Origin of the sequence: Fischerella sp. JS2 (assembly GCF_032393985.1) — a bacterium.
In the GTDB taxonomy this organism is placed as follows: Bacteria; Cyanobacteriota; Cyanobacteriia; order Cyanobacteriales; family Nostocaceae; genus Fischerella.
Genome location: NZ_CP135918.1, coordinates 2,485,184 through 2,511,761, shown reverse-complemented (window position 1 = coordinate 2,511,761; position 26,578 = coordinate 2,485,184). Strand labels below are relative to the sequence as shown.

Below are 26,578 nucleotides of genomic sequence, written 5' to 3'. Positions count from 1 at the left end.
TTATTGACAAGTTGCTAAGGCAACAGCTAAGTCCTTTGCTGTTTGATAGCGATCGCGTGGCAATGGTTGTGTAACGCGATTAATTACTTCTGCTAGTTTAGGGGTAATAGTGGGGACTTTCGTCAAATCAAACCGAAAGCTTCGCCCTTGCTGGCGGTAAAACTTGAAAGGATTTTCACCACTCAGCAGATAAATGAGTGTTGGGCCAATGGCATATAAATCAGATTGGGTAAGAGGTTGTCCCCGTTCCTGTTCAGGGGCGCAATAACCTTCTGCACCAATTCGAGTACCAGGTGCAGTGCCAACAATTTCTTTCACTGCGCCAAAATCCAACACAACTATGCCATTATTTGAATTCCGCACCATCAAGTTTGCAGGTTTGATATCGCGATGAATTAGCGGAGGTTCTTGGCTATGTAAATAGTCTAAGATGTCACAGGTTTGGATCATCCAAGCGATTGCCTGAGATGGAGTCACAGGCCCTTTGTATAAAATCAATTTTTCTAAATCCTGGCCATGAACTAATTCCATTGCCAGATATCTTTTTCCTCCTTCCTCAAAAAAATCATAATATTGGGGAATTCCGGGATGATGAAGAGATTTGAGAGTGTTGGCCTCTCTTTCAAATAGTTCACGGGCCTTAGCAATTTTGGCCATGTCAGCATTCATTTGCTTCAACACCAAAAGCTGAGGCTGTCCGCTGATTTTTCCAGTTTCATCCCAAGCCAGGTAGGTCGTACCCATACCTCCCTGTCCCAGTGTCCGCAACACCTGATAATCGTGAATGGTTTTGAGGACAGTCAAGGGTTGACCACAATGGATACAAAACAGATTATTAGGGGAGTTTCCTTCGTGGGTACAACTACTAAGCGAGTGTGTTGACCTGTTTTGAACCCTTGTCTGCTGAATGTGAAACTTTAGGATTGGGCCTCCCCACGCCAATTGCAGTAGTGAATCATTTGGTACATGACTTTGAGTTACCAGCACACCATTAAGAAAAGTACCATTCGTACCTTTACTAATCACCTGCCAGGAACTGTCATCATAACCAGAACTGATATGTCTAAGTTCAAGATGGTATCGGGATACAAGAGTATCGGTTAAAACAACATGATTATCCGCCGAACGACCAATCCGAATCACGGACTCGTCTTCAAAATGCCACTCCTGGAGGGGCGTTTTTTGTTGCGGTTCTAACAGGGTCAGAATAACCACATTACAAAGTAACTAAGGGAATGGGAATTGTTGGTAGTTGGTAGTTAGTAGTTGGTAGTTGATTGTTGTTTGTTTCTCTAAACAACAAACAACCACTAACCATTAACCATTAACCATATTTTGACTATCTAAATTAGGGCGTACTTTTGCCCTAATCAGTACAATGGTGATGTTGTCATGACCATTGTAGTCGTTTGCCAAATCAATTAAATCCCTGACGCCAGTTTCCAGGTTAGTACCAGAACTTAGTAGGGGAAGTAAATGAGTTGAACAGTGAGTTTCTAGTAGATCATTATCTGATAAACCGTCCGATGCTAATATAAACAGGCTATCTTCAGCAATATCCAAAAATTGCACATCGGCAGAAATTGAGTGTTCATCACGAGGACCAAGAGCTTGTGTGAGTTGGTATGCATCTGGTCGGGTATATGCCACACTAGGCTCTACTCCTCGTGAGATTTCTCGTTGACCAACTTCATGATCTACTGTTATTTGTTCTAAGCCTCCCTTGCGAGTCAGGCGATAAAGGCGACTATCGCCTACATGGGCTACAACTGCTTGAGTATCTTGGATTAACAGCATCACTAAAGTCGTACCCATACGCCCAACACCAGACCGGGCATCTTGTTGATTAACATTATAAATTGCTTGGTTTGCTTGTCCTACTGCTTCGCGGATTTGTTCTTCTGTAGGTAATTTATGATCGACCCAATGAGTTTGAAAGTATTTTTGCACAGTGTTAACAGCTAAGGCGCTGGCTACTTCCCCACCAGCATGTCCACCCATACCATCACAAAGAATATACAAAGCACGAGCTTGGACATTGCGGCTAGTAGGCAATTCCAGCTTAGTTATTTTGGTATCAATACCAAAGTAGTCTTCGTTATGATGTCGTTGACGCCCAACATCGGTAAGTCCAGCATGTTCTAAGCTGATTAGCTGCATTGGTAGGACTACCGTTGGCATATCATCATTTTTTGAAGCATTGTCTTCTTGTGGCTCACCTAGTTGCAGAATAGTCGGTGAATTAGTAACTAAATTGACTGTTGAAGTCACATCTGAGTCATTGAAACTAGAAGTTGGTTGTAATTCTGTAGCGATCGCTTGCAAACTAGACTGTAACTGCAACAAATTATTAATCTTACCTGCTTCCAAATCTGTCAAAAGTTGTAACAAAGAACCAAATTGTGTGCGTTGAGACTCACTAAAAAGCTTGTGCCAGACTTGGGCTAGAGCTTGAATATTTAAAACATCTTCAATTTGCTCAGGTGTATTATTTTCTTCATGAGTCAGTATGTTGTCAGTACTGCTTTGCTGGAACGGTGATACATATAACATTTGTAACGCCACTGCTTGGTCTTCATCCAACCGCAAATTCGATAAATCCAAGAGACTGTGACAACTATTCAGGGGTTCTAGCAGTGCCCAAAGTTGTGTCATCTGATAGAAGCAGTTGATCATTTGTAGACAACTAGTTGACTCATCGCGCCATAAATCTAGCAAATACTTCCAATCAGAACGGTCTTCAATGAGTACCACTTGTATGTTTTCGTTTTGCCATGCATCGTGAATAGGTGGTATACCTTGATGAGTATAGGCTGCTAAAGCAATATATGCTTTAGCAAAAGCAGGAACACCACTAGCCTCTATTGCAGGCGTTACTAGTCCCTGATGCTGATTAGCAATCATTGCTTCTAGAGGAGAAACCTGATAAGGCAGACAATCTAAAACTCGTACATACACTTGAGTATGAGGCGCTAAATCTACCAAGTTTGGCAGTGGTTGTAGCAACTGATAGCGCTTTTGCTGGTCTAAGTAGGGATCTTCTGACAGAAGAGATAGAGTAGAAGCAGAAACGGAGACTACCTGAGATGGTGATGTGGAGACACTCGCACTCTCCTCGCTACCGCCTATCTCCTTCTCTGGTTCATTAAAATCTCCTGTTACTTGTGAATCTCCTACTTTGGTAATAATTGCCCACCAAACTTTGCCACATTCGGCACCGCAGTTATGACACTGTTGTGCATCCACAGGCACTTGGGTATCGCATTGTGGACAGAACTTGTGGGTCAGGGACGCCCCACATTTTTGACAGAATTTGTTGGAAATGGGGTTTTCAAATTTACACTGAGGGCAAATCAGCATTGTGGAAGTTCCTTAATTCCCGCTCCAAGGTGCTTGTGGCTACTACGCTCAAAGTGCCACAATCGGCAGCCCCTGCCTATAGTAGACCTACAAATGATTGTAGTTTCACATGTGAGTTTTTGTGGCAGTCTTAATTTTTACGCATATTAGCCAAATATCATATATCTTGGCAAGTCGACTCCTTACAATAACTTGCCATTAAAATAATCTTAAGCAGCACATTACAAAACATTTCTTTAAATTTGGTAATTGGTAGTTGAGAATTGGGTACTGACGATTTTTATAATGTTTAATGTTCAACGCTTCATAACAATGGAAGTTGAATCGTAAAACAAGTACGATCTGACCCACTTTCTACCTTAATAGTTCCTCCCATGTGCTTGGTGAGTTTTTCTACCAATGCTAACCCTAATCCTGTACCTCCCTGTTTCCAAGGATCGTTACTGGGAATCCGGTAAAATTTATCAAAGATCCGTGGTAATTCTGATACAGGGATTTCTACACCATCATTACTGACCTGAATTTGCATGAAATTGGGCTTTGACTGAGCAGAAATGATAATTTCTGCGCCTGGAGGACTAAATTTACAAGCATTTGTCAACAGTTCTATTAAAATACGCTCCAAGCTAAATTGATCGCAAATGAAACTGGGAAGGTTATCAGCTATCCTCAGTTGTAAATTGTGTAAAGAACAGTTGCGGTTGCGTGCTTGAAATAGTTCTACCACCCTTTCTAACCATTCTTGGACTTGAATAGTTTCTAATACTAAGGGTTTGGCAGTTGTATCTAGACGTTGTAAATCTAAAAAGTTATTTATCAAATTGATTTCTCGCTCACATTCATTGTTTAAAATTTGGAAGTAACGAGCCACTTTTGAGCGTTCTGGATAGGGTTTTGCTATTTCTAAAAGCAATTTTTGCTCTTGATTAAGAGCAATTCCCAGCATTTGTATAGCCATTTTCATGTTGGTGAGTGGCGTCCTTAGTTCATGAGAAACTGTACTGAGAAATTCATCTTTGAGGCGATTGAGGCTTTCTAATTCCTCTAATTGTGCTTGTGTCGCTTTTTGGCTTTCTTTAAGAGCAACTTCCGCTAATTTTCGCTCTGTGATATCTATAGCTGAACCAATATAACCAGCAAAGTTTCCACTGGGAGTAAATCGAGGCACACCAGTATTTAAAATCCAACGATATTCTCCATCAGCACGCTTGAAGCGATATTCTATTTGAAACTTCGTGCGTGTATTGAAAGCGGTTTCGTAGGTCTGTGTACAGAAATTTTTATCTTCGGGATGTACTTCTTCTAGCCAACTTAAACCTTGCTCTTGTTCCTGATTGCGTCCAGTAAATTCTAACCATGACTGGTTAAAAAAATTACATAATCCTTTGGAGTCAGCCATCCACAACATCACAGGTGCGGTATTTGCCATTGTGTGAAAGCGCTGTTCGCTTTCTCGCAAGGCATCTTCTGAAAGCTTATGAACAGTTATGTCTTCAAAAACTATTGAAATCAATGGATTTTCCTTTTCAGGATGCAGTATCCTTGCCACGACTTTTACCCATTTCATTTGACTGGTAGGGCAATTTAAGCGCAGTTCAAGATTGACAATTTCGTTTTCTTGTGCATCCTCAAATAACGTCATCAATGCATGAGATAGTCTATACTGTTCTGATTGAGCAAATAAATTCAGAACAGACTGTTGTACTAATTCTTCTGGAGAATAGCCAAGACTAGTAGCACCAAATTTATTGACAGATAATATTATTCCATCTTGATTGATTGTTAAGTACAGGCAAGGTGTATTTTCATACAATTTGCGATACCATAACAGTTCTTCTTGGGTACGACGCCAGGATTCTGCTGTGCAAGTTTCGACTTCGGAAGCTCTTTCTGGTACAAGTTCCAAGCGTGCAGGTGTTGCAGAAACCATATTATGTTGTTGTTGGCAAGCATGATGCCAGCTAGATCGCTGATTAAGGCTCATAAGACTTAAGCTTGCACCCAAGCGCTGGTGTTAACTAAGGAGGTCAAAAATAAAAGATTATTATACTGTTTATAGTCTAATTTCCGTGAAAAAACTAATAAGAACTTATATTAAGAAGAATACAGGGAACAGGGAACAAAAAAGGTGAAATTGTTTCATCAAGACTGTCCTTTGCTTTGTGCCTTTATTTGTAAGCCCTTTTGCTTCCCTGAGGAGAGATTTGGAAAAGTTAAGTTGTACAGTGACTTTATTTCCTTTGGTGTCAAATCACGCCACTGGCCTAGTTTAAGATTATCTAAGTATAAATGAGCGATCGCTACTCGTACCAGTCGTAAAGTCGGAAAACCCACCGCAGCCGTCATTCTCCGTACTTGCCGATTTTTCCCTCTGTCAAAACCATTTCCAGCCATGCTGTCGGTACATTCTTACGAAATCGAATCGGCGGGTCACGCTCAGGTAAGATTGGTTCTTCTGACAACAGTTTCACCTTAGCTGGTTGAGTACGGTAATCCCGGATTATTACACCTGCTTCTAATTTTTGCATAGCAGCAGTATCAGGAATGCGTTCCACCTGTACCCAGTAAGTACGTTCATGTCCAAACCGAGGATCACAAAGTCGATTTTGTAGTTGTCCGTGATTCGTCAACAACAATAAACCTTCACTGTCCCAATCTAAACGCCCCACCGGATACACATCAGGAATCGAGATATAGTCTTTTAATGTGCTACGAGTAGGAGTATCTCGAGTAAATTGACACAAAACCCCATAGGGTTTGTAAAACAAAATGTATCGATAATAATTTGTCATTGGTCATTGATCATTTGTGATTTGTTAGTGGTTAGTAGTTAGTAGTTAATGTTTACTACTCCCCCTTGTCTTCCTTATTCCGCATCTTTCTATAATCGTCTCCACATTGACAGAATCAACAAGGGCTTAGGGATTTCAATCTAGACAATAGAGTGAGAAGTGAATTATGGTAAGTTCCAAGATGTGGCGTCGGTCTTTTTTATTTTTGGCTGGTGCTTTCTTGGCAAAAAGTTCGTCTCTAGTACTGCCTGCTACAGCTCAAACTGTAAAAGTAAACAAGGGTAAAATCAATGGCATTTCTTTTTATCGGGCAATTATTGATTTGACTGACCCTCAAACATTTATTACTATTGGTTTAGGAAATAATTCACCTTTTGCTAATTCGTCAAGGCGTAGTAGTGGTGACGAAGAATTTAGTAAGATGGTAGCCCGTCATCACGCTGCGGTTGTCACAAGTGGCACATTTTTTGCTAAAAGCAGCAAGAAAACTGTAATGGGTAACATGGTAGCTGGAGGAAGATTCCTAAAGTATAGTAAGTGGGAAAACTTTGGTACTACTTTGGGTTTGCGAGCAGGAAACAAACCTGAAATGGTTACAGCACGGGTTGATGGTAAACCTAAATGGAAAGAGCATTGGTTTTCAATTACTTGTGGCCCGAGACTATTAAGAAAAGGAAAAATTTGGCTGAAACCAAAATTAGAAGGCTTTAAAGATCCTCATGTATTGGGTGTAGCTACACGGGTAGCCATTGGATATCCTGCGAGTGGTAAAAAGCTAATTTTAGTCAATTTCAATGAGCGTTTGACTTTAGAACAAGAAGCAAAAGCGATGAGAGCAATGGGTTGTTACGAAGCTATGAATTTAGATGGAGGAACATCTAGAGGTTTTGCTGCTCACGGTAACATCTTAGTCCCTGCCCATAGACGTCTGACAAATGTGATTGTAGTTTATGATACTAACTATCCTGCCCCTACTGCCTTACGTCAATCATGGGCAAGGTTTCAAAGAGGCGAGCGTCCAGTGATACCGAAAAGAAATATATAGGCGATCGCTTTCAAATCATTCAAACTCAACTTGTCCTGATAAATCCAAAGCAATTAGCAAGGCTCGATTCAATTGCTGCTGCAAAGATGCAGATAAAAGTGTCCCTCGCAGACTCAAAAAAACGGATTAATCGCTTTTTGTCACCACTCTAAAAAATCTAGGCTTCAACTGGAGTGGCTTTTACCTTCATCTATTTAACCCGAACTTAGGTTGTCCTACCTAATCTAAGCTTCGATTACTATAACTTGTGACCAATGGATTTAAGCCTGCAATGAAAATAAGCCAAGAAGCCGCCCTAGATATATCTAAAACGGCTTCTTTTCTGGTAAAAAAGTCCTGGCATCGAGCTATTTTGACAGGAGGCAACCCTCCAACTATCGTCGCCGCAGCAGCGTTTCACAACTGAGTTCGGGAAGGGTTCAGAGTGGTTCCACCGCGCCATAGACACCAGGAAAGGCTAATGGGTAATTGGTAATTGGTAATATTTAGTTGGAGCTATTACCAATGAGCAATTAGCAATCAACAAAACCCTGAAGACTGCATAGAATGTTGAAGCGAAACAATGTTAAAGGTGAGGTCAAGCCCTCGGTCTGTTAGTACTCCTCAGCTTCATACATTACTGCACTTCCACTTAGAGCCTATAAACAGGTGTTCTACCTGTGACCTTACTGGATTGCTCCATGAGAGTACTCATCTTGAGGTGGGCTTCCCACTTAGATGCTTTCAGCGGTTATCCGCTCCGCACATGGCTACCCAGCGTCTACTGTTGGCACAATAACTGGTACACCAGCGGTGCGTCCTTCCCGGTCCTCTCGTACTAAGGAAGGCTCCTCTCAATACTCTTACGCCTGCACCGGATATGGACCGAACTGTCTCACGACGTTCTGAACCCAGCTCACGTACCGCTTTAATGGGCGAACAGCCCAACCCTTGGGACGTACTTCCGCCCCAGGTTGCGATGAGCCGACATCGAGGTGCCAAACCTCCCCGTCGATGTGGACTCTTGGGGGAGATCAGCCTGTTATCCCTAGAGTAACTTTTATCCGTTGAGCGACGGCCATTCCACGCTGCGCCGTCGGATCACTAAGGCCTAGTTTCCTACCTGCTCCACTTGTTGGTGTTGCAGTCAAGCTCCCTTTATGCCTTTACACTCGTCGCACGGTTTCCAAGCGTGCTGAGGGAACCTTTGCGCGCCTCCGTTATCTTTTAGGAGGCGACCGCCCCAGTCAAACTGCCCGCCTGAAACTGTCTCCCGACCGGCTCACGGTCGCGGGTTAGAATCCTAGCTGAACTAGAGTGGTATCTCACCGTTGGCTCCACATCCCCCACAAGGAATGCCTCTACGCCTCCCACCTATCCTGCGCAAGCTCAGCCCGGACACCATTCCAGGTTACAGTAAAGCTTCATAGGGTCTTTCTGTCCAGGTGCAGGTAGTCCGTATCTTCACAGACAATCCTATTTCGCCGAGTCTCTCTCCGAGACACCATCCAGATCGTTACGCCTTTCGTGCGGGTCGGAACTTACCCGACAAGGAATTTCGCTACCTTAGGACCGTTATAGTTACGGCCGCCGTTCACCGGGGCTTCGGTCGTCAGCTTTAGGGTTGCCCCCTGACCAACTTCCTTAACCTTCCGGCACTGGGCAGGCGTCAGCCCCCATACATGCTCTTACGAGTTTGCGGAGACCTGTGTTTTTGGTAAACAGTCGCCTGGATCTCTTCACTGCGACCCGACTTCTCGGGTACCCCTTCTTCCGAAGTTACGGGGCCATTTTGCCGAGTTCCTTAGAGAGAGTTATCTCGCGCCCCTTGGTATTCTCAACCTCCCCACCTGTGTCGGTTTCGGGTACGGGTAAAGTATGCTCAACACATTACTAGCTTTTCTTGACACTCATTTCGACTACTCGGAGTTCGTAAACTCCTCCCAATCCAGTTAGGGTGTAGCCTCCACTCATGCGTCCCTAGCAATGCTCCCATACTTTAGTCAGGGATTGTTGACCCTGTGTCCATCGACTACGCCGTTCGGCCTCGCCTTAGGTCCCGACTAACCCAGAGTGGACGAACCTGGCTCTGGAACCCTTGGGGTTTCGGGGCATTGGATTCTCACCAATGTTTGCGCTACTCAAGCCGACATTCTCACTTCTATACTGTCCACACCTGCTTGCCGCTAGTGCTTCTTCCTGTATAGAACGCTCCCCTACCGATTACAATGTAATCCCACAGCTTCGGTACATCGCTTAGTCCCATTCATTTTCGGCGCAGGAGCGCTTGACCAGTGAGCTATTACGCACTCTTTCAAGGGTGGCTGCTTCTAGGCAAACCTCCTGGTTGTCTATGCACTCCCACCTCCTTTGCCACTTAGCGATGATTTCGGGACCTTAGCTGGTGGTCTGGGCTGTTTCCCTCTTGACGATGAAGCTTATCCCCCACCGTCTCACTGGCTGTGTCTTCTTCGGGTATTCTGAGTTTATCTCGATTTGGTACCGCTCTCGCAGCCCGCACCGAAATAGTGCTTTACCCCCCGAGTTGTTCACAACCGCTGCGCCTCAACACATTTCGGGGAGAACCAGCTAGCTCCTGGTTCGATTGGCATTTCACCCCTAACCACAACTCATCCGCCGATTTTTCAACATCGGTCGGTGCGGACCTCCACTTGGTGTTACCCAAGCTTCATCCTGGTCATGGTTAGATCACCAGGGTTCGGGTCTATAAACACTGATATATCCGCCCTTTTCAGACTCGCTTTCGCTTTGGCTTGGTGTTTTTCACTTAACCTACCAGTGCTTATAACTCGCCGGCTCATTCTTCAACAGGCACGCGGTCAGACGTTCAATCGTCCTCCCACTGCTTGTAGGCTTGCGGTTTCATGTTCTTTTTCACTCCCCTTATCGGGGTTCTTTTCACCTTTCCCTCGCGGTACTGTTTCGCTATCGGTCACACAGGAGTATTTAGCCTTACCGGGTGGTCCCGGCTGATTCACATGGGATTTCACGTGCCCCATGCTACTCGGGATACAGCTACTATCTTCAAGTTTTCGACTACAAGACTTTCACTTTCTCTGGTGCATCTTTTCAATGCTTCGTCTAACTCTACGATTCGCATCACGCTGTCCCACTACCCCAACAAGTTATACTCGTTGGTTTAGGCTCTTCCCCGTTCGCTCACCACTACTTGGAGAATCTCGTTTGATTTCTTTTCCTCGGGCTACTTAGATGTTTCAGTTCGCCCGGTTCGCTCTTACCTATCTATATATTCAATAGGCAGTTTTTAGGGTTCCCCCATTCGGACATCTCCGGCTCTATGCTTGCTTCCAACTCCCCGGAGCTTTTCGTTGGTAACCACGTCCTTCTTCGCCTCTGCGTGCCTAGGTATCCTCCGCAAGCCCTTATTTGCTTGACCACTTACATTGGTGTTTGTTCAGTTTTCAGTTTTCAGTTCCCACCTTACCAGTTTTTCTACTGATTAGTGTTCACTGACATTACTGTTCACTGACTACCTACTTTCGCTTCTCTATGCAGTTTTCAAGGTTCTGGCTGGATTTACACCCAGCAGCCTGAATTTGTTTGTTCAGATGCTAGATTTCTCTCCAAATCTGTGAGTGCAGTTTGTGAGTCCAGGTGGAGGTTAGGAGACTCGAACTCCTGACATCCTGCTTGCAAAGCAGGCGCTCTACCAACTGAGCTAAACCCCCTTGAAAAATGAAAAATTCTGAATTCTGAATTCTGATATTTTTGACTTCATCATTCATTATTCATCATTCAACATTTTCTTAGGTGGGCCATCCTGGACTCGAACCAGGGACCTCACCCTTATCAGGGGTGCGCTCTAACCACCTGAGCTAATAGCCCATCATCCGAACCTTTTCATAGTTTGAAAGCCATATATCTATCAATCCTGCGACCGACCTCGGGATGACTCAATTTTAGATTTTTGAAAACAGCCGATTTCGGATTGATTGTCTTTCAAATCTCAAATCCAAAATCTTAAATCTAAAATCGGTTGGGTCTCCCTTAAAAGGAGGTGATCCAGCCACACCTTCCGGTACGGCTACCTTGTTACGACTTCACCCCAGTCACCAGTCCTACCTTCGGCGTCCCCCTCCGCGAACGGTTAGGGTAACGACTTCGGGCGTGACCAGCTTCCATGGTGTGACGGGCGGTGTGTACAAGGCCCGGGAACGAATTCACCGCAGTATGCTGACCTGCAATTACTAGCGATTCCGACTTCACGCAGGCGAGTTGCAGCCTGCGATCTGAACTGAGCCCGAGTTTATGAGATTTGCTTGTCGTCGCCGACTTGCTGCCCTTTGTCTCGAGCATTGTAGTACGTGTGTAGCCCAGGACGTAAGGGGCATGCTGACTTGACGTCATCCCCACCTTCCTCCGGTTTGTCACCGGCAGTCTCCCTAGAGTGCCCACCCGAAGTGCTGGCAACTAAGTACGAGGGTTGCGCTCGTTGCGGGACTTAACCCAACATCTCACGACACGAGCTGACGACAGCCATGCACCACCTGTGTTCTGGCTCCCGAAGGCACCTTCTGCTCTCACAGAAGTTCCAGACATGTCAAGCCCTGGTAAGGTTCTTCGCGTTGCATCGAATTAAACCACATACTCCACCGCTTGTGCGGGCCCCCGTCAATTCCTTTGAGTTTCACACTTGCGTGCGTACTCCCCAGGCGGGATACTTAACGCGTTAGCTACGGCACTGAGAGGGTCGATACTCTCAACGCCTAGTATCCATCGTTTACGGCTAGGACTACTGGGGTATCTAATCCCATTCGCTCCCCTAGCTTTCGTCCCTCAGTGTCAGTTGCGGCCTAGCAGAGCGCTTTCGCCACCGGTGTTCTTCCTGATCTCTACGCATTTCACCGCTACACCAGGAATTCCCTCTGCCCCGAACGCACTCTAGTCGTGTAGTTTCCACTGCCTTTATCATGTTAAGCATGACCCTTTGACAATAGACACACACAACCACCTGCGGACGCTTTACGCCCAATCATTCCGGATAACGCTTGCATCCTCCGTATTACCGCGGCTGCTGGCACGGAGTTAGCCGATGCTGATTCCTCAAGTACCGTCAGAACTTCTTCCTTGAGAAAAGAGGTTTACAACCCAAGAGCCTTCCTCCCTCACGCGGTATTGCTCCGTCAGGCTTTCGCCCATTGCGGAAAATTCCCCACTGCTGCCTCCCGTAGGAGTCTGGACCGTGTCTCAGTTCCAGTGTGGCTGATCATCCTCTCAGACCAGCTACTGATCGTCGCCTTGGTAGTCCCTTACACTACCAACTAGCTAATCAGACGCGAGCTCATCTTCAGGCAGTAAACCTTTCACCCACAGGCACATCCGGTATTAGCATCGGTTTCCCAATGTTGTCCCGAACCTGAAGCTAGATTCTCACGCGTTACTCACCCGTCCGCCACTAGGCTCCGAAAAGCCCCGTTCGACTTGCATGTGTTAAGCATACCGCCAGCGTTCATCCTGAGCCAGGATCAAACTCTCCGTTTTGTTTCTACAAACAAAACAAACACTGTTTGTTTAGCTCTTATCCGGCTTTTGTTTTTTGACCTTAGCCTTGGTCTATTTCTTTACTGACGCAGGCTTTTTTATGTATAATGGCTTTCAAACTATACAATTTTCATGGTTCGGTTGCCCTCGAGCTTCGCTTTGCAGCGCCTTGCTCATTTGGCACTTTCTTATAGTAGCTACCCTCCACTTCTTTGTCAACTACTTTTACTTAAAATTTTTTCTCTATTTTTTAATACCCTAAAGCTGCTTGCAATAACGACTTTAAGCAACAATGGGTTAGGCAATGTTGACTTTACGGAAGGATTGTTGTGAATTTTCAGTCGGTAATAGAGGTTTTGCATAAGTTTTGGAGCAGTTGCGGATGTTTGATCGCCCAACCATACGATATAGAGAAGGGAGCAGGAACCAAAAACCCACATACATTTTTAAGAGCCTTAGGGCCAGAACCTTGGGCTGTAGCTTACGTTGAACCTTGTCGCCGTCCTACAGATGGACGCTACGGCGAAAATCCAAATCGATTCCAGCACTATTATCAATACCAAGTACTGATCAAACCTTCACCTAATAATATTCAAGAAATTTATCTAGACTCTTTAAGGGCTTTGGGTATCCGTCCGGAAGACCATGATATTCGGTTTGTGGAAGATAACTGGGAAGATGCAACTGTAGGTGCTTGGGGTACTGGTTGGGAAGTTTGGCTAGATGGGATGGAAATCACCCAGTTCACGTACTTTCAACAATGTGGGGGTATTGATTGTCGTCCAGTCTCAATTGAGATTACCTATGGTTTGGAACGTTTAGCGATGTATCTCCAGGGAGTGGAGGCTATGGTTAAAATCCACTGGACAGATAACATTACCTATGGTGATGTTCACCTTCAAGGCGAGATAGAACAGTGTGTTTATAATTTTGAAGTCTCTAATCCAGAGATGCTGCTGACGCTATTTAATATGTATGAGCAGGAGGCACAGCAATTAACAGAGAAAGGATTGGTTTTACCTAGTTTGGATTATGTGATGAAGTGTTCACACACATTCAATTTGCTGGATGCAAGAGGGGTAATTTCAGTTACGGAAAGGACTCGCTACATTAGTAGAATTCGACATTTGGCACGCAAGGTGGCACAACTGTATGTAGAACAGCGAGAAAAGCTAGGTTTTCCACTACTGTTAAATAAGACAGGTAGTTAAATCGGCATCTAACAGAGATTAAATTGTTATTTGGAGATGCGTTAACATAACTGAAAGCTCAGTGGCAGCTGTAATTTAAGTTATAACTTACGCATATATTCCCTTAGTCTCATACCAAAGAGGTGAGGGTAAGGAGAAACTCGGTAACTAAGTGATGTATGGGATGAAGATGCTTAACTTTACTGAGATTTTAGAACCTATAGCAGCTTGGTTCCGTTCTTTAGGAGTTCCCGAACCGATTGTACATTGGGGACATCCGGTGATGATGGGTATTGTCATTTTTGTTATGGGCAGCTTTGTGGGGTTCACTGGTTGGCGGGGACGACTTACTGAAGATAAAGAAGTAGCCTCGAAAAGTCGCAGCGATCATCGCAAACTTGCACCGTGGATGTTTTTGTTTATGGCGTTGGGTTACACCGGAGGAGTGTTATCTTTGGTGATGCAGCATCAGCCAATGTTTCAAAGTCCTCACTTTTGGACTGGTTCAATTTTGCTGTTATTGTTGGGGATCAATGCTGTAATCTCTTTTAGCAAATTTGGTGGTAATAAACCTAGTTTACGCGCACTTCATGCATACTTGGGTAGTAGCGCGTTTTGTTTGATGCTTGTTCATGCCTTACTTGGATTACAGTTAGGTATATCTTTGTAATCTAAATTAAGTAAAGCTGATCGCAATCGAGTATTACAAGTCCACAGAAGTGGACTTTTTTACATTTATACTTAGTTTCATTCTTTGTAATGCGTGGGGCGCTAACTCTTACAAAAGTCTCATGATTCAGACCAGTGGTGTAATTATTTGTTTAGCCTATATTCTTGGGTTGTTGTTTACAGCCATTTTTGGGGGCGGAGTTTGGATGCTGCTTTTAGGTATAGTAGGAGCAGTTTTTTTGCAAAGACGACGCTTAACGCTGCAAAAAGTTTTGTCAAAAACTAAGACAGCACCACAGTTGTCTAATATCCCCCACTCCAGAGTATGGTTAATTGCTGGGGTAGTTGGGTTGTTGGCAACTTTATATTTTCCCCTACGTGTTCCCCAAGTAGGGGAAAACGATATTAGTAAATTTGTTCCGCCTGAAAATAGTAATCAAGAACAACTTTTGATTGTTCGAGGTGAAGTGATCACTACACCGCGACTTACTCGTAGCCAAAGGGGACAGTTTTGGTTAGAAGCAAATAAGCTAGATGAAGTTAAAAATGATAAGGGCCCGGTGGGTTTAGGTAAAGGTGTAACAGGTAAATTGTATGTAACAGTACCAATACTTCAGGCTACTGGTTTGTATCCTGGTCAGGAAGTAGCAATTACTGGGATTTTATATAAACCAAAACCACCATCTAATCCTGGCGCTTTTGATTTTCAAAAATATCTCCAACAGGAAGGGGCTTTTGCTGGTTTGGTGGGACGATTAGTAAATGTGTTGGATGAAGAACAAGAACAACCTCGATGGGGATGGTGGCAAGTTAGAGAACGCATTGTGCGATCGCAAGTCAAATTATTAGGTGTTCCAGCAGGGCCACTTGTAAGTGCAATGGTATTAGGTAGCAAGGCTGTTGATTTACCTTACAATATCCGTGATACTTTTGTCCAAGCTGGTTTAGCTCATGCTTTAGCAGCATCTGGGTTTCAAACTTCATTGATTTTGGGTGTAGTCCTGGGCTTAACAAAAGGCTTGAAAAAATCAACGCAAATTACCCTGGGTAGCTTAGCTTTAATTCTATTCTTATGTTTAACCGGTTTCCAACCTGCGGTATTAAGAGCTGTAATTATGGGATTCGCTGCTTTAATTGCTTTAGGATTAAAGCGCAAAGTCAAACAATTGGGATCATTACTAGTTGCGGCAACTATATTATTGTTGTTTAATCCTTTATGGGTTTGGGATTTAGGATTTCAGTTGAGCTTTTTAGCAACACTAGGGTTAATAGTCACAGTCCCAGCTTTGACGGAACGTTTGCAATGGCTACCGCCTGCGATCGCTTCTTTAATTGCTGTTCCTTTGGCTGCAATGATTTGGACTTTACCACTCCAACTTTTTGTATTTGGAGTTGTGCCCACTTACAGTCTACTGCTGAATATTATTAGCACACCTTTAATTTCAGTGATTAGTATAGGTGGAATTATTAGTGCAGTGATTGCCTTAATTGTTCCCGATGTTGGCAGTACTGTTGCTGGAGTATTAAACTACCCCAGTGATTGGTTAATTAAGTTAGTAGAATTTTTCAGTCATCTCCCAGGAAATTCTTACGCTGTTGGTAAAATTGGCATTTGGCAACTACTTGCTATTTATGCGCTCATTATCTTGGTTTGGGTAACAACTTGGTGGCAAAAACGTTGGTGGTTTGCCAGTTTTATTGCTTTCGGTTTGGTATTGATTCCGGTTTGGTACTCTGCTAACACATTATTTCGGATTACAGTTTTAGCAGCTGATGATCAACCCGTGATTATAGTGCAAAACCAAGGTAAAGTCACACTTATTAATAGTGGTGACGAAGGAACAGGACGCTTTACAATATTACCGTTTTTACAACAACAGGGAGTTAATCGAATTGATTGGGCGATCGCTTCAAATTTTCAACACAATGGTAATCGCAATAGTTGGTTAGAAGTAATGCAAACTCTACCAATCAAAGTTTTCTATCATTATGCTCCCACACCAGAAAATCTTCTCATCAGTCAGGTAATTCAACAGTCAGTACAAAAGCAGAAGGGAGTTTACCAAGCTTTATCAGTGGGTCAAACGGTCACTACTGATATTATTGTGGCTCAACTAATTAATCAAGAATCACCGATTTTACAAATGCAAATTCAAGGTCAATCTTGGTTATTAGTAGGCGATATCAAATCTACAGAAATACGTCAATTAATTCAAACAGGAGGACTACCTCGTCCACAAGTTTTATGGTGTTCTGGTGAATCTTTAAAAGAACTAGTGACGGCTTTACAACCACAAGTAGCGATCGCCACAAGCGCTAAGATTGACCAATCAGCTTTGTCAGAAATCAATCAAGGTCAAACAAAACTATACTTTACAGGAAAAGATGGGGCAATCCAATGGACTCCTCAAAGAGAATTTGAGCCATTTATTCAGATGACAGAAAATAAAACTTCTGTATTGTGAAGTTTAGGAATTATGGAGACAAACTCTCAATTTATGGACTGTAATACAACAGATAGCTTCACTTGCATAATAGTTTCCTGTCTTTAAGGAGGACTGGGGAGGGGTTTTATCCATTTGATGTATTTTTTTGCAGATTGGTAGTAATAATGATATAGTGCTATAATAGGAAAGGCGTAGCTATAGTTTCGCTGTTAGAAAAGTATAAATAGTTTTTGGAGAGGTGTCCGAGTGGTTGATGGTGACGCACTCGAAATGCGTTTAGGAGAAATCCTACGGGGGTTCGAATCCCCCCCTCTCCGTTTTACCTACTTCAACCTACCAACAATTTGATTGCGTTCCTGATTAACATTTGCGCTCTGAAGATATCTCTCATTTTTTCCTGGTAATACCGCCAAGTCTCGTTCTCTAACCATCTGTCAGCATCGCACATCTTGAGTAATGCTCGTTGACTATCCGTAGCTTCCCCAATTAAATCTAAGACTTCAGTAAGCTTGTCATATGCTTCTTTTCCTTGATGGTGTAATCCTATACCATCTCGCATTTGATCAATAGCTTTGTATGGAAAGCGTGCGAGAGCATTTATCCATACTTCTTTTGTTTTGAAGTTGCCACTAATGGGAGTTATACCAAAATCCCGTGCGATCGCTTGCAAGTCTTCCAACGATAGCTTCTCAAGCTGGTCTCTTGATAACATAATGATTGTCTATCTTTAAGTAGGTGGATGTTGGTAGTTGTCAGCTTTGGCGAGTCAGCAACTACCAACCATAATCATTTGATATGTATACATATCAAAGCAATATATTTTTACTTTTATTAATAAATGCCCAATCCTAAAGGTAATCCAAAAAATTTACAACCATTAAGCACAGATAGAGAACAAGCGTTAACTAAGACATTAACAATTAGAGTAGATGAGACAACTTACCAGGAAGTAAAAAGTAAAGATAATCCTGCTGAATTTTGTAGAGAAGCTATTAGAGAAAAATTAGATAGAGAGAAAAAAGAAAATTCCTAAAGCTGGCTGCGGTGGGAGAATGCTGCTACTCTGGAGTTGAGAAAAAGCAGGACAGGAATTTTAAGGGAAGAAGTGCGATCGCACAACTGAAGTGGAACATAAAGAAAGAAGCCTTTGCAGCTAAGTTGCAAGAGATGGAAATTAATCTGGATGCAATGTAAAGTATTAGTGCGATCGCTTCACCCTAACAAAACATTATCTGGATAATAATTCTAAAGAAGAATGCCATTCTGGATTGACTATATCTGAGTTAGGTTTGTAGCGTTGGTACTCAACACTTGCTTGCATGATTAGCTTTTCTTTCCTTAAACTTGTTTTGGAAAAAATTCTGTGATGTTAGAGTTAGTTCCATTACTGAAGCTGTATCATGTTTAAGTCCCTGTCTCCAATTCCAAGAACTAACTCCTTCAATAAATGCAGAGTGTTCATAGGCTTTAACATCTGCAACTAATTGTTCACCAATAATACCTATAGTTGATTGTGGCTCATTTGTATACAAGTCAGAATTGACATCTGCTTGATAACAAGGTTTATCAGCACCAACCTCTACATAAAATAAACAAGCACTTACAGAAGCCTTAAACCATTTTTGAGTGTCAATCAATCGAATAGAAGCATTATTAATTTTAAGTTTGGTATCAAAAGCAAATTTCAGTACATTACGTGCCACAGAAGTTTTACAAAGTAGAGCTATTGTTGGCTTTTCAAAAGCAAGTTCTCTGATAAGTTTGATCCAGATATACTCTGCAATATCAAAATTAGAAAATCCGATTAAAGCATCAATTCCTCTTAAACCCTTGAAGTTAGTTTTTATTGGAAGATTATTGCTTTCTAATACACCAAGTTGAGAATTAGTCACCCACGGTGGATTACCTATAACTAATAGATAACCCGATTCACTCCAACTTAAATTATGTTGTAAGTCTAAATCAAAAACTTTAGCTTGCTGAACAATAATACGAGTTGCAGAAGTTTGTTCAGCAATCCTTTTGCATTTTTAAAGTAAGCTAAATCAAACTCTATTGCCTGAATTTCTCGTGGAGTACAGGAAGAGCTAGTAAAGCAGAAATAAAATTTCCACTACCACATGTTGGCTCAAGCACTCTTGTCCAAAGTTCTCCACTGACATTCAGACATTTCAACACATCTGTGACAAGTGCAGGAGGGGTCTGAAAATCACCAAGTTCCTTAGATAAACAGGTTCTCTACTCCCGTATCAGTTTTTGAGTTGGCAACATCAATAATTCGACTATACTGAAGTCGCCACTGTAAGGCATTAGAAATTGTAAGATATCCGAGCTGGGGAGGAAACTTTAATATTCGTTCGGCTAGGAGATTACGTCCTATCTCATCTAGCGGAAGATTACGCTCTTCCAAATAACCAATTATGTCATCCTTGTTTCCTTTACGGTTCAAAATTCCTACCCCCACCATCCCCCCAGCAACGATAAAATCACTAAGGAATCACCTATCCTGCCTTAGTACCGATGAAAGCCGATCGCCTACAAACTTCCGAAACCACTTCACCCAAATTCCAACTTCCCGAACTCCTCGCCCCAGCTGGTAATTGGGAATGTGCCAAAGCTGCTGTCGAAAATGGTGCAGATGCAATTTATTTCGGTTTGGATCGGTTCAACGCCAGAATGCGGGCGGAAAACTTTACTGAGGCTGACTTGCCAGAATTAATGGAGTACCTGCACAGTCGTGGTGTTAAAGGTTATGTCACCCTCAACACGCTGATCTTTCCCCAAGAACTGAGAGAAGCACAACAATATATTCGCTCGATTATTGCAGCTGGTGTGGATGCGGTAATTGTGCAGGATATCGGTATTTGTCGTCTCATTCGTCACCTATCACCAGATTTTCCGATTCATGCCTCAACTCAAATGACCATTACTAGTACTGCTGGTGTGGAATTTGCGGAATCGCTGGGGTGTAATTTAGTTGTGCTTGCCCGTGAATGTTCTCTCCACGAAATCAATAAAATTCAAAGCCAACTAGCATACAGAGGCAGTTCGCTACCTTTGGAAGTGTTTGTTCACGGCGCGTTGTGTGTTGCTTACTCTGGGCAATGTTTAACAAGCGAAGCACTAGGGGGACGTTCTGCTAACCGGGGTGAATGCGCCCAAGCTTGCCGAATGCCTTATGAGTTAATTGCAGATGGGGAAGTTGTAAATTTAGGAGATAGAAAATACCTCCTTAGTCCCCAAGATTTAGCAGGGTTAGAGGTTTTGCCGGATTTGGTGAAGTCGGGTGTAGCTTGTCTCAAGATTGAAGGGCGGTTGAAATCTCCAGAGTATGTTGCAAATGTGACTCGTGTTTATCGGCAAGCATTGGATCGGGTGATGGAAGAAAGGCAGAAGGCAGAGGACAGAGGGCAGAAGGAAGCGCTTCACAATAGGGAAAAGGTCAAAGGGGCACAGATAAAGGAAAATATTCTTTCCGCATCTTCTGAGGAACGCTACAATTTAGAGATGGCTTTTTCGCGGGGAATTTATACTGGGTGGTTCCGTGGAATTAACAATCAAGAATTAGTTCACGCCCGCTTTGGGAAAAAGCGGGGAGTTTACTTGGGAGAAGTAATCCGCATCAATAATGAAAAGGTGATTCTCAAGCTAGAAGCACCTATGAAACCAGGCGATGGTGTTGTGTTTGACTGCGGTTGTCCAGAGACAAAGGAAGAAGGCGGACGCATCTATGCAGTAGAACAAAAAGGAAAAGAAACCATCTTAACGTTCGGACGACGGGATTTGAATTGGCGGCGAGTGCATGTAGGTGATAAGGTTTGGAAAACCAGCGACCCGGAACTTGATAAGCAATTGCGGCAGAGTTTCGCTGGGGAGATACCACAGTATCAGCGTCCGATTAAGATTGAGGTGTACGGAGAAATTGAACAAAATTTAGTAGCGATCGCACGTGATGAACTCGGTCATGTCGTTCAGGTAGAATCTTCTACACCACTAGTAGCAGCACACAACAAACCTCTGACTCCAGAACGTTTACAAGAACAATTCGGTCGCCTCGGTAATACTCCTTTGCGTTTGGGTGAATTGACAACTAACCTCATTGGAGAATTGATGCTACCCGTGAGTGAGTTAAATCGGATGCGACGAGAAATAGTTGCTCAATTAGATAAGCTACGAAGAAAACCCAAGCGTTGGCAACTAAATCTTAATGCTTCCCTTTGGGATCTACTCCCCTCTCGATCATCCCACCAACCCCATATCCCATCTCTCATCGTACTAGTACGTAATCTTCAGCAACTACAAGCAGCACTCACAGCAGGCATTGATACTATCTACTGTGAATTTGAAGATCCCCGCAAGTATCGCGAGGCGGTGGAGATGGTACGCCAACAGAGGAGATGGGGAACTCGGGGCCCCCACGACCCCAGGGAGTGGGGATTAGGGGTAAATGGGGAGAGAATTTCATCCCACCACCCCACTACCCCACCACCCCATCTCAGAACAACTCATCACAAAAGTGACTCTCTCACTCCTACCATCTGGATTGCACCACCCCGAATTACTAAGCCTGGAGAAAATTGGATTTTACAGCAAGTGCGTTCGTGTAAAGCTGATGGCTATTTGATACGGAATTATGACCATCTCAAATTCTTTGCTGGTGAACGTTGTATTGGAGATTTTTCTCTCAATGTTGCTAATCCTCTCACAGCAGACTTATTTAAAAATCAGTTTTATTTAGAACGCCTGAGTGTTTCCTACGATTTGAATATAAACCAACTGGAAGACCTAATTAAAAGTACTCCTGCTGATTGGTTTGAGGTGACTATCCATCAACATATGCCGATGTTTCATATGGAACATTGTGTATTTTGCGCCTTTTTATCTAGCGGCACAGACTTTCGTAATTGCGGGCGACCCTGTGAAAAGCATGAAGTGAAACTACGCGATCGCATTGGTGCAGAACACATCCTTCATGCTGATGTTGGTTGTCGCAATACGGTATTTAATGGTACAGCCCAAACAGGGGCAGAGTATGTACAACGTTTAATAGAACTGGGCTTACGTCACTTCCGGATTGAATTTGTCAATGAGTCTCCTGAGTATGTCACTCAAACGATACACCAATACCAAGAATTATTGAAAGGCAAAATTACAGGTTCCCAACTTTGGCGAGAGTTAAAGTTGCAAAATCAGCTAGGTGTAACCCGTGGTTCAGTAGTTCATTAGATTGTTTCACTTAGTATTCCTAAACACAAATAGTTAAAAATTTTCCTTGGATAGCTAGCTTAATTTGGAGATTTAAGCAACTTCCTAAGGAATAGCTTGTTATTTGCATTTAACAATCAATAAGGAATTTAGCTATTAAGTTATGTTATTGTTTTTTAAATATAAAAGAAAAAATCATTCTAGGGTATGATGCCAAACTCGTTTAAGCTGACTCTCAACCTGGAAGCAGAGTTTTTTTTCCAGCAAGGACTTCGACGCAATAAAGCTCAAGAATTTGAAGTAGCGATTACTATTCTGGATACAGCACTTAAATGTAGACCAGATTATCCAGAAGCTTGGTTCCAAAAGGGTTTTGCGTTTGGTTCGTTGGGTCGTCACGAAGACGCGATCGCTTGTTTTGACGAAATGCTGAAATTACGCAGCAATGATAGTTGGGTTTGGCATAACCGAGCTATTGCTTTAGGCAAGCTAGAACGACATCAAGAAGCGCTCAACAGCTTTGATCGTGCCATCGAGTTTAACCCCAATGCTGCCACTATTTGGCACAATCGTGGATTGACTTTGTGCGATTTACAGCAGTACCAACAAGCAATAGTCAGCTTTAACCAATGTTTGAAGTTACAACCTGATGCCTATTGGGCCTGGAACAACAAAGGTAATGCTCAAAGAGAACTCAGGCGGTATGAAGAAGCTCTCAACAGTTACGATCGCGCCATTGAATTCCATGTTGATAACGTCATGGCTTGGTTTAACAGAGGTGTAACTTTGAATGAATGGAAACATTATCAAAAAGCAATCAAGAGCTTTGACCGTGCGTTATCTATTCAACCTAATTACTATAAAGCTTGGTTAAACAAAGGTATAGCGTGGGAAAATCTAGAAAATTATGATGATGCGATCGCTAGCTACAATCAAGCTGCACAATTGCAACCAAGCGACCCCGTAATTTGGTACAACACAGCTCGTTGTTATGCCCAAAAGTATAATATCCCAGTTGCAATTACCAACCTAGAACAAGCAATTAGCCTTTGTCCAGAATATTTAGAAACCATCAAAACTCACTCAGACTTTGACAAAATTCGTTCTGATCAACGCTTTCAAGCTTTGTTTCAAAGTCACTAGTCAAAGGTGGCAAGTTCATTTGTACTTTTGAGGGCCCAAGCCCTCAAAACAAACCTGCTTTTATTTACTATTTGGCTACAAGGGCGGTTAGCTCAGACTTGCTACTTATCCTAATCATTATCAGTAATATTTTTCATTATCATTAATTCTTTTATGCTTATCCCGGTTGCTTTTACCGGGATTTTTTGTTGCTTCTATGTAGACGTGCCAATGTAAATTGCCAACAATTAGTTACAATTCATAGTCATTATGAATATGATTTATATATAGAGAATAATTTGTTCGGCATACAGAAATTGCCAAACTTATATCTTGCATCTGGAAATATGAATGTTAATATCTTGACTAAGTAAGAAAGAACGCATTCGTTCAAGATTCAGTAAAATTGAAAACACAAGAAATCCTGGCAAGCAAGCTTGAATAGCAATTTGTGCAGCTTGTCCCCAATCAGGTAGATCTGTAGTGGCAAGCGATAAATAAGCCCAATGCGCCAAAATATAAGCAATTAGCGAAAGTACTAACCAGCGATAAACGCCCAAAAGTTTTCCTTGACCGAAGCGGTTTAACCCAAAACGATGCTTTGCAATTTTAAACCAACCCTCAATTTGCCAGCGACGCTTACCCCACCAGTTAATAGTACTCGCCTTGAGAGGTCTAGTAGATAGAATAAACCTTTTCTCCAACTTGCCATCATCACGTTTGAGATAATACCAAGACACTGTAACAGGAAACTTTAAACCCACGAATCGTACTTGCTGTCCGCGTTTATGTAAATGTCGTAAAATACGCCCATCGAGTAATTTACGGTCAATCCGTACTCCAACAACGGCGTGATATTTAAGCTTACGTAACCCGTGGAGAAACTCAATACTTCCGAAGGCAGTATCTGCTAAAATCATCACCTTAAAATGTTTGGTTAAAGCTTTGGGTAATGACTTGATTAGCTTTAATCCTAACTGTGCGGGTGAAGTAGTTCCCTTGCCTCTCCAAACACGAAAATTCCAAGGTACTCGCCACTGACCAACGACCAAATACACCACAACCAAATGCAACCCTCGTTTTCCGTTATAGACACTGATTAAATTCTTAAAAGACTTGAATTTCCCAAATTTTTCCACAGTTGTGAGGTCGATCATCACCTGTAAAAACGGTTTGCGCCCCTTTGGGCACTCGGACAATATCTCCTGCATGATGCGCGCACGAATTGTGCGAATTACACTCTTGGTTGACCAGTCGTAAATATTGAGAAATCGACTTAAGGCACTGGCAGACTTACTTCTACTATGTTCAGGTAAGGGATATCCTTGCGCCTCCAAAAATAACCCCAACATCGCTTCTAGGTTTTGTTGTTGGTATGTAGACGGCATCAACGACACTAAGGTGTAAACTAACCCTTGGGCGTGGGCAAGAATTGATTTCATTGTTCTTGCTTTTCCATAATGCTATTCACGCCCTTTTTTCTCATATTTCGGATCTGATGTGCAAATCCAGGCAGTCTTCCAAGTTGGCGATCACCTGCACCCTTACTTGTTTGCGTAATTTCCTAAATAATACAGTTATATTAATTTCTCAGTATCACGTAAGCTCATTTTCGCTTCTGGTGTCACTTTCTTACACCCTCTATTCGTGTATTAGTGGTTTATCCAGAGAGATGCAAGATATAAGCAAAAGTACTGCTTGCCTTTGTTTTGATAGCAACTACGAATGCTTAACAGAGGCTTATACAGAGAGTTGTCAGCTCAATTCAATTGCTGTGTTAGGAGGTATACAATGGCTTATTCCTTAGCGCCATTGCCCTATGATTATGCTGCACTAGAGCCGTATATTGATGCTCAAACCATGCAGTTGCATCATGATAAGCATCACGCTGCTTATGTCAACAACTTAAATGCTGCCTTAGAGAAGCATTGTGATCTGCAAAGTAAAACTGTCGAAGACTTGGTTACTAATTTGGACGCCATCCCACAAGACATTCGTACCATCGTGCGAAACAATGCAGGGGGACACGCGAACCACACCTTGTTTTGGCAGCTTATGAGTCCTCAGGGTGGAGGAGAACCGACAGGAAAAATCAAAGATGTGATCGCAGCAACTTTCGGTAGCTTTGACAACTTTAAAGTACAATTCAATGATGCTGGCATCAAGCAATTTGGTAGTGGTTGGGTTTGGTTAGTCTTTAACCCCGAACATAAGTTGCAAATTGTCATGACTTCAAATCAAGACAGTCCACTGATAACAGGACTCTACCCCCTGCTAGGTAATGATGTTTGGGAACATGCTTATTATCTTAAGTATCAAAATCGCCGCGCAGATTACCTAAATGCTTGGTGGAATGTAGTGAACTGGGACGAGGTTAACCGTCAGTTTGAATCTGTATCTTAATACTTTTTCAACTCATTAATACATCGATAGGGTGGAAAATAACCACCCTATACTTAAAAAAGGCGACCATTCACATCTGTGTTAAAATTGGCAACACTCTACGCCCCTCTGTGCTAATTCTGCTACCTGGTGCGTTTTAATAAAATTACAAACTTATGCAACTTTGTACTTAGTCAAGCTCAATTACATAGTTATGAAATATTGAAATGAGCAACAATCACAGATTTTATGCGCCAGCTTGCTCTAGTCTTAGGAACCTACTTAACTACTATTTTTTGCTTAATTACTCGACCCTTGCTAGCAGAAAGTCCCACAAATCTCTCTCCTTCTGATGCGCCTTTAGAATTAGATTTACTGACTAATCCTAAAGGTTCTGTGATTACAGCTAATACTATTGACCAAGGAAAATTGAGTGTTCCAAGTTTATGGTGGATTAAAGAAACTTCCGAAAACAAACTCCTGGATAACTGGATAGCTTATCCATTCACAAATAACCAACCCGCGCGAGTAGATGTGATTGTGAATCAACAAATATGGAGTTTACTAGATTATCTGGAGCGATACGATTTCGTCAATCAGTTGGGAGATATTGCTAGAAGTTATGGTTACAACATTCGGGTTTTTAATTATCAGAAGGAAAGTTTAGCAAGCTATACATGTAATTTTAATACAAATCCATTATTGTGTAAGATAAAAATCAATTCTCAAAACAGCTTTGGTTTAGGAAATTCTTTGTAGAAGAGTTGGTTGTTGGTTCTTATTTGTTGGTTGTGGTTTAAAATAATCATTGACAATGAATTACTAACGACTGTAAGGTGAAGCATTTATACGAATATACTTAAG

At 42.6% G+C, this 26,578-nt stretch carries 15 protein-coding genes, 3 tRNA genes, 3 rRNA genes and 2 pseudogenes; 10 read left to right on the top strand and 13 right to left on the bottom strand.

Going from position 1 to position 26,578, the window contains the following annotated elements; all coding sequences use genetic code 11:
* The 4 genes and pseudogenes from RS893_RS10385 to RS893_RS10370 form a co-directional block, all read right to left on the bottom strand.
* Complete coding sequence (locus RS893_RS10385) at positions 1-1,215, bottom strand: FHA domain-containing serine/threonine-protein kinase (RefSeq protein WP_315791095.1); 1,215 nt, start codon at positions 1,213-1,215, stop codon at positions 1-3.
* 102 nt (positions 1,216-1,317) lie between these two features.
* Positions 1,318-3,360: a serine/threonine phosphatase gene (locus RS893_RS10380; RefSeq protein ID WP_315791094.1), complete on the bottom strand. Its 2,043-nt coding sequence runs from the start codon at positions 3,358-3,360 to the stop codon at positions 1,318-1,320.
* A gap of 304 nt (positions 3,361-3,664) precedes the next feature.
* A complete protein-coding gene (locus tag RS893_RS10375; protein ID WP_315791093.1) occupies positions 3,665-5,344 on the bottom strand; it encodes a PAS domain-containing sensor histidine kinase in 1,680 nt (559 codons plus the stop codon).
* A gap of 158 nt (positions 5,345-5,502) precedes the next feature.
* Positions 5,503-6,152 (bottom strand): annotated as a pseudogene (locus RS893_RS10370) (pseudouridine synthase).
* A gap of 166 nt (positions 6,153-6,318) precedes the next feature.
* Between RS893_RS10370 and RS893_RS10365 the strand changes: the two are divergent.
* Positions 6,319-7,197, top strand: a complete 879-nt coding sequence (locus RS893_RS10365; RefSeq protein ID WP_315791092.1) for a phosphodiester glycosidase family protein — start codon at positions 6,319-6,321, stop codon at positions 7,195-7,197.
* A 334-nt stretch (positions 7,198-7,531) separates the two neighbouring features.
* Here the strand turns inward: RS893_RS10365 and rrf are convergent.
* The 5 genes from rrf to RS893_RS10340 form a co-directional block, all read right to left on the bottom strand.
* A 5S ribosomal RNA gene (gene rrf / locus RS893_RS10360) occupies positions 7,532-7,649 on the bottom strand.
* A gap of 121 nt (positions 7,650-7,770) precedes the next feature.
* Positions 7,771-10,594 (bottom strand): 23S ribosomal RNA (locus tag RS893_RS10355).
* A 219-nt stretch (positions 10,595-10,813) separates the two neighbouring features.
* Positions 10,814-10,886 (bottom strand) — tRNA-Ala (locus tag RS893_RS10350).
* Between the two features lie 83 nt (positions 10,887-10,969).
* Positions 10,970-11,043: transfer RNA gene (locus RS893_RS10345), tRNA-Ile, on the bottom strand.
* Positions 11,044-11,208: 165 nt separating this feature from the next.
* A 16S ribosomal RNA gene (locus tag RS893_RS10340) occupies positions 11,209-12,699 on the bottom strand.
* Together the 16S, 23S and 5S rRNA genes with 2 tRNA genes alongside form the textbook arrangement of a ribosomal RNA operon.
* 329 nt (positions 12,700-13,028) lie before the next feature.
* Between RS893_RS10340 and glyQ the strand changes: the two genes are divergently transcribed.
* The 4 genes from glyQ (at position 13,029) to RS893_RS10320 (ending at position 17,322) form a co-directional block, all read left to right on the top strand.
* A complete protein-coding gene (gene glyQ, locus RS893_RS10335; protein WP_315791091.1) occupies positions 13,029-13,910 on the top strand; it encodes a glycine--tRNA ligase subunit alpha in 882 nt (293 codons plus the stop codon).
* Between the two features lie 169 nt (positions 13,911-14,079).
* Positions 14,080-14,559, top strand: coding sequence for a DUF4079 domain-containing protein (locus RS893_RS10330; protein WP_315791090.1), 480 nt, complete (start codon positions 14,080-14,082; stop codon positions 14,557-14,559).
* 121 nt (positions 14,560-14,680) lie between these two features.
* On the top strand, positions 14,681-17,023 hold the full coding sequence (locus RS893_RS10325) for a ComEC/Rec2 family competence protein (protein WP_315791089.1): 2,343 nt from the start codon (positions 14,681-14,683) through the stop codon (positions 17,021-17,023).
* A gap of 214 nt (positions 17,024-17,237) precedes the next feature.
* Positions 17,238-17,322 (top strand) — tRNA-Ser (locus RS893_RS10320).
* An 11-nt stretch (positions 17,323-17,333) separates the two neighbouring features.
* On the opposite strand, the gene RS893_RS10315 is transcribed toward RS893_RS10320, so the two are convergent.
* A complete protein-coding gene (locus RS893_RS10315; protein ID WP_315791088.1) occupies positions 17,334-17,717 on the bottom strand; it encodes a hypothetical protein in 384 nt (127 codons plus the stop codon).
* A 126-nt stretch (positions 17,718-17,843) separates the two neighbouring features.
* Here RS893_RS10315 and RS893_RS10310 point away from each other — a divergent pair, with 126 nt between their 5' ends.
* The gene (locus RS893_RS10310; RefSeq protein ID WP_009458151.1) at positions 17,844-18,038 is read left to right on the top strand and encodes a hypothetical protein; all 195 of its coding nucleotides are present in this window, start codon (positions 17,844-17,846) and stop codon (positions 18,036-18,038) included.
* A 271-nt stretch (positions 18,039-18,309) separates the two neighbouring features.
* Here the strand turns inward: RS893_RS10310 and RS893_RS10305 are convergent, their stop codons facing one another.
* Both RS893_RS10305 and RS893_RS10300 read right to left on the bottom strand, forming a co-directional pair.
* Positions 18,310-18,897 (bottom strand): hypothetical protein, encoded by a 588-nt coding sequence (locus RS893_RS10305; protein WP_315791087.1) that lies wholly within the window; start codon positions 18,895-18,897, stop codon positions 18,310-18,312.
* Positions 18,898-19,226: 329 nt separating this feature from the next.
* The gene (locus RS893_RS10300) at positions 19,227-19,454 is read right to left on the bottom strand and encodes a hypothetical protein (protein WP_315791086.1); all 228 of its coding nucleotides are present in this window, start codon (positions 19,452-19,454) and stop codon (positions 19,227-19,229) included.
* Between the two features lie 71 nt (positions 19,455-19,525).
* Between RS893_RS10300 and RS893_RS10295 the strand changes: the two genes are divergently transcribed.
* Positions 19,526-22,231: a U32 family peptidase gene (locus RS893_RS10295; RefSeq protein WP_315791085.1), complete on the top strand. Its 2,706-nt coding sequence runs from the start codon at positions 19,526-19,528 to the stop codon at positions 22,229-22,231.
* A 189-nt stretch (positions 22,232-22,420) separates the two neighbouring features.
* On the top strand, positions 22,421-23,353 hold the full coding sequence (locus RS893_RS10290) for a tetratricopeptide repeat protein (protein ID WP_315791932.1): 933 nt from the start codon (positions 22,421-22,423) through the stop codon (positions 23,351-23,353).
* Positions 23,354-23,709: 356 nt separating this feature from the next.
* On the opposite strand, the pseudogene RS893_RS10285 reads toward RS893_RS10290, so the two are convergent.
* Positions 23,710-24,774: pseudogene (locus RS893_RS10285) on the bottom strand (transposase); the annotation flags it as partial.
* Between the two features lie 349 nt (positions 24,775-25,123).
* On the opposite strand from RS893_RS10285, the gene RS893_RS10280 reads away from it, so the two are divergent.
* A complete protein-coding gene (locus tag RS893_RS10280; protein ID WP_315791084.1) occupies positions 25,124-25,735 on the top strand; it encodes a superoxide dismutase in 612 nt (203 codons plus the stop codon).
* Positions 25,736-25,963: 228 nt separating this feature from the next.
* Entirely contained in the window at positions 25,964-26,473 is a 510-nt protein-coding gene (locus tag RS893_RS10275) for a hypothetical protein (RefSeq protein WP_315791083.1), read from the top strand.
* The last annotated feature ends 105 nt before the right edge of the window (positions 26,474-26,578 follow it).

Excerpts from the sequence above, each read along its gene's own strand:
- RS893_RS10380 (WP_315791094.1), bottom strand. The coding sequence starts at position 3,360 with ATGCTGATTTGCCCTCAGTGTAAATTTGAAAACCCCATTTCCAACAAA.
- RS893_RS10375 (WP_315791093.1), bottom strand. The coding sequence starts at position 5,344 with ATGAGCCTTAATCAGCGATCTAGCTGGCATCATGCTTGCCAACAACAA.
- RS893_RS10365 (WP_315791092.1), top strand. The coding sequence starts at position 6,319 with ATGGTAAGTTCCAAGATGTGGCGTCGGTCTTTTTTATTTTTGGCTGGT.
- RS893_RS10330 (WP_315791090.1), top strand. The coding sequence starts at position 14,080 with ATGCTTAACTTTACTGAGATTTTAGAACCTATAGCAGCTTGGTTCCGT.
- RS893_RS10325 (WP_315791089.1), top strand. The coding sequence starts at position 14,681 with ATGATTCAGACCAGTGGTGTAATTATTTGTTTAGCCTATATTCTTGGG.
- RS893_RS10315 (WP_315791088.1), bottom strand. The coding sequence starts at position 17,717 with ATGTTATCAAGAGACCAGCTTGAGAAGCTATCGTTGGAAGACTTGCAA.
- RS893_RS10310 (WP_009458151.1), top strand. The coding sequence starts at position 17,844 with ATGCCCAATCCTAAAGGTAATCCAAAAAATTTACAACCATTAAGCACA.
- RS893_RS10295 (WP_315791085.1), top strand. The coding sequence starts at position 19,526 with ATGAAAGCCGATCGCCTACAAACTTCCGAAACCACTTCACCCAAATTC.
- RS893_RS10290 (WP_315791932.1), top strand. The coding sequence starts at position 22,421 with ATGCCAAACTCGTTTAAGCTGACTCTCAACCTGGAAGCAGAGTTTTTT.
- RS893_RS10280 (WP_315791084.1), top strand. The coding sequence starts at position 25,124 with ATGGCTTATTCCTTAGCGCCATTGCCCTATGATTATGCTGCACTAGAG.
- RS893_RS10275 (WP_315791083.1), top strand. The coding sequence starts at position 25,964 with ATGCGCCAGCTTGCTCTAGTCTTAGGAACCTACTTAACTACTATTTTT.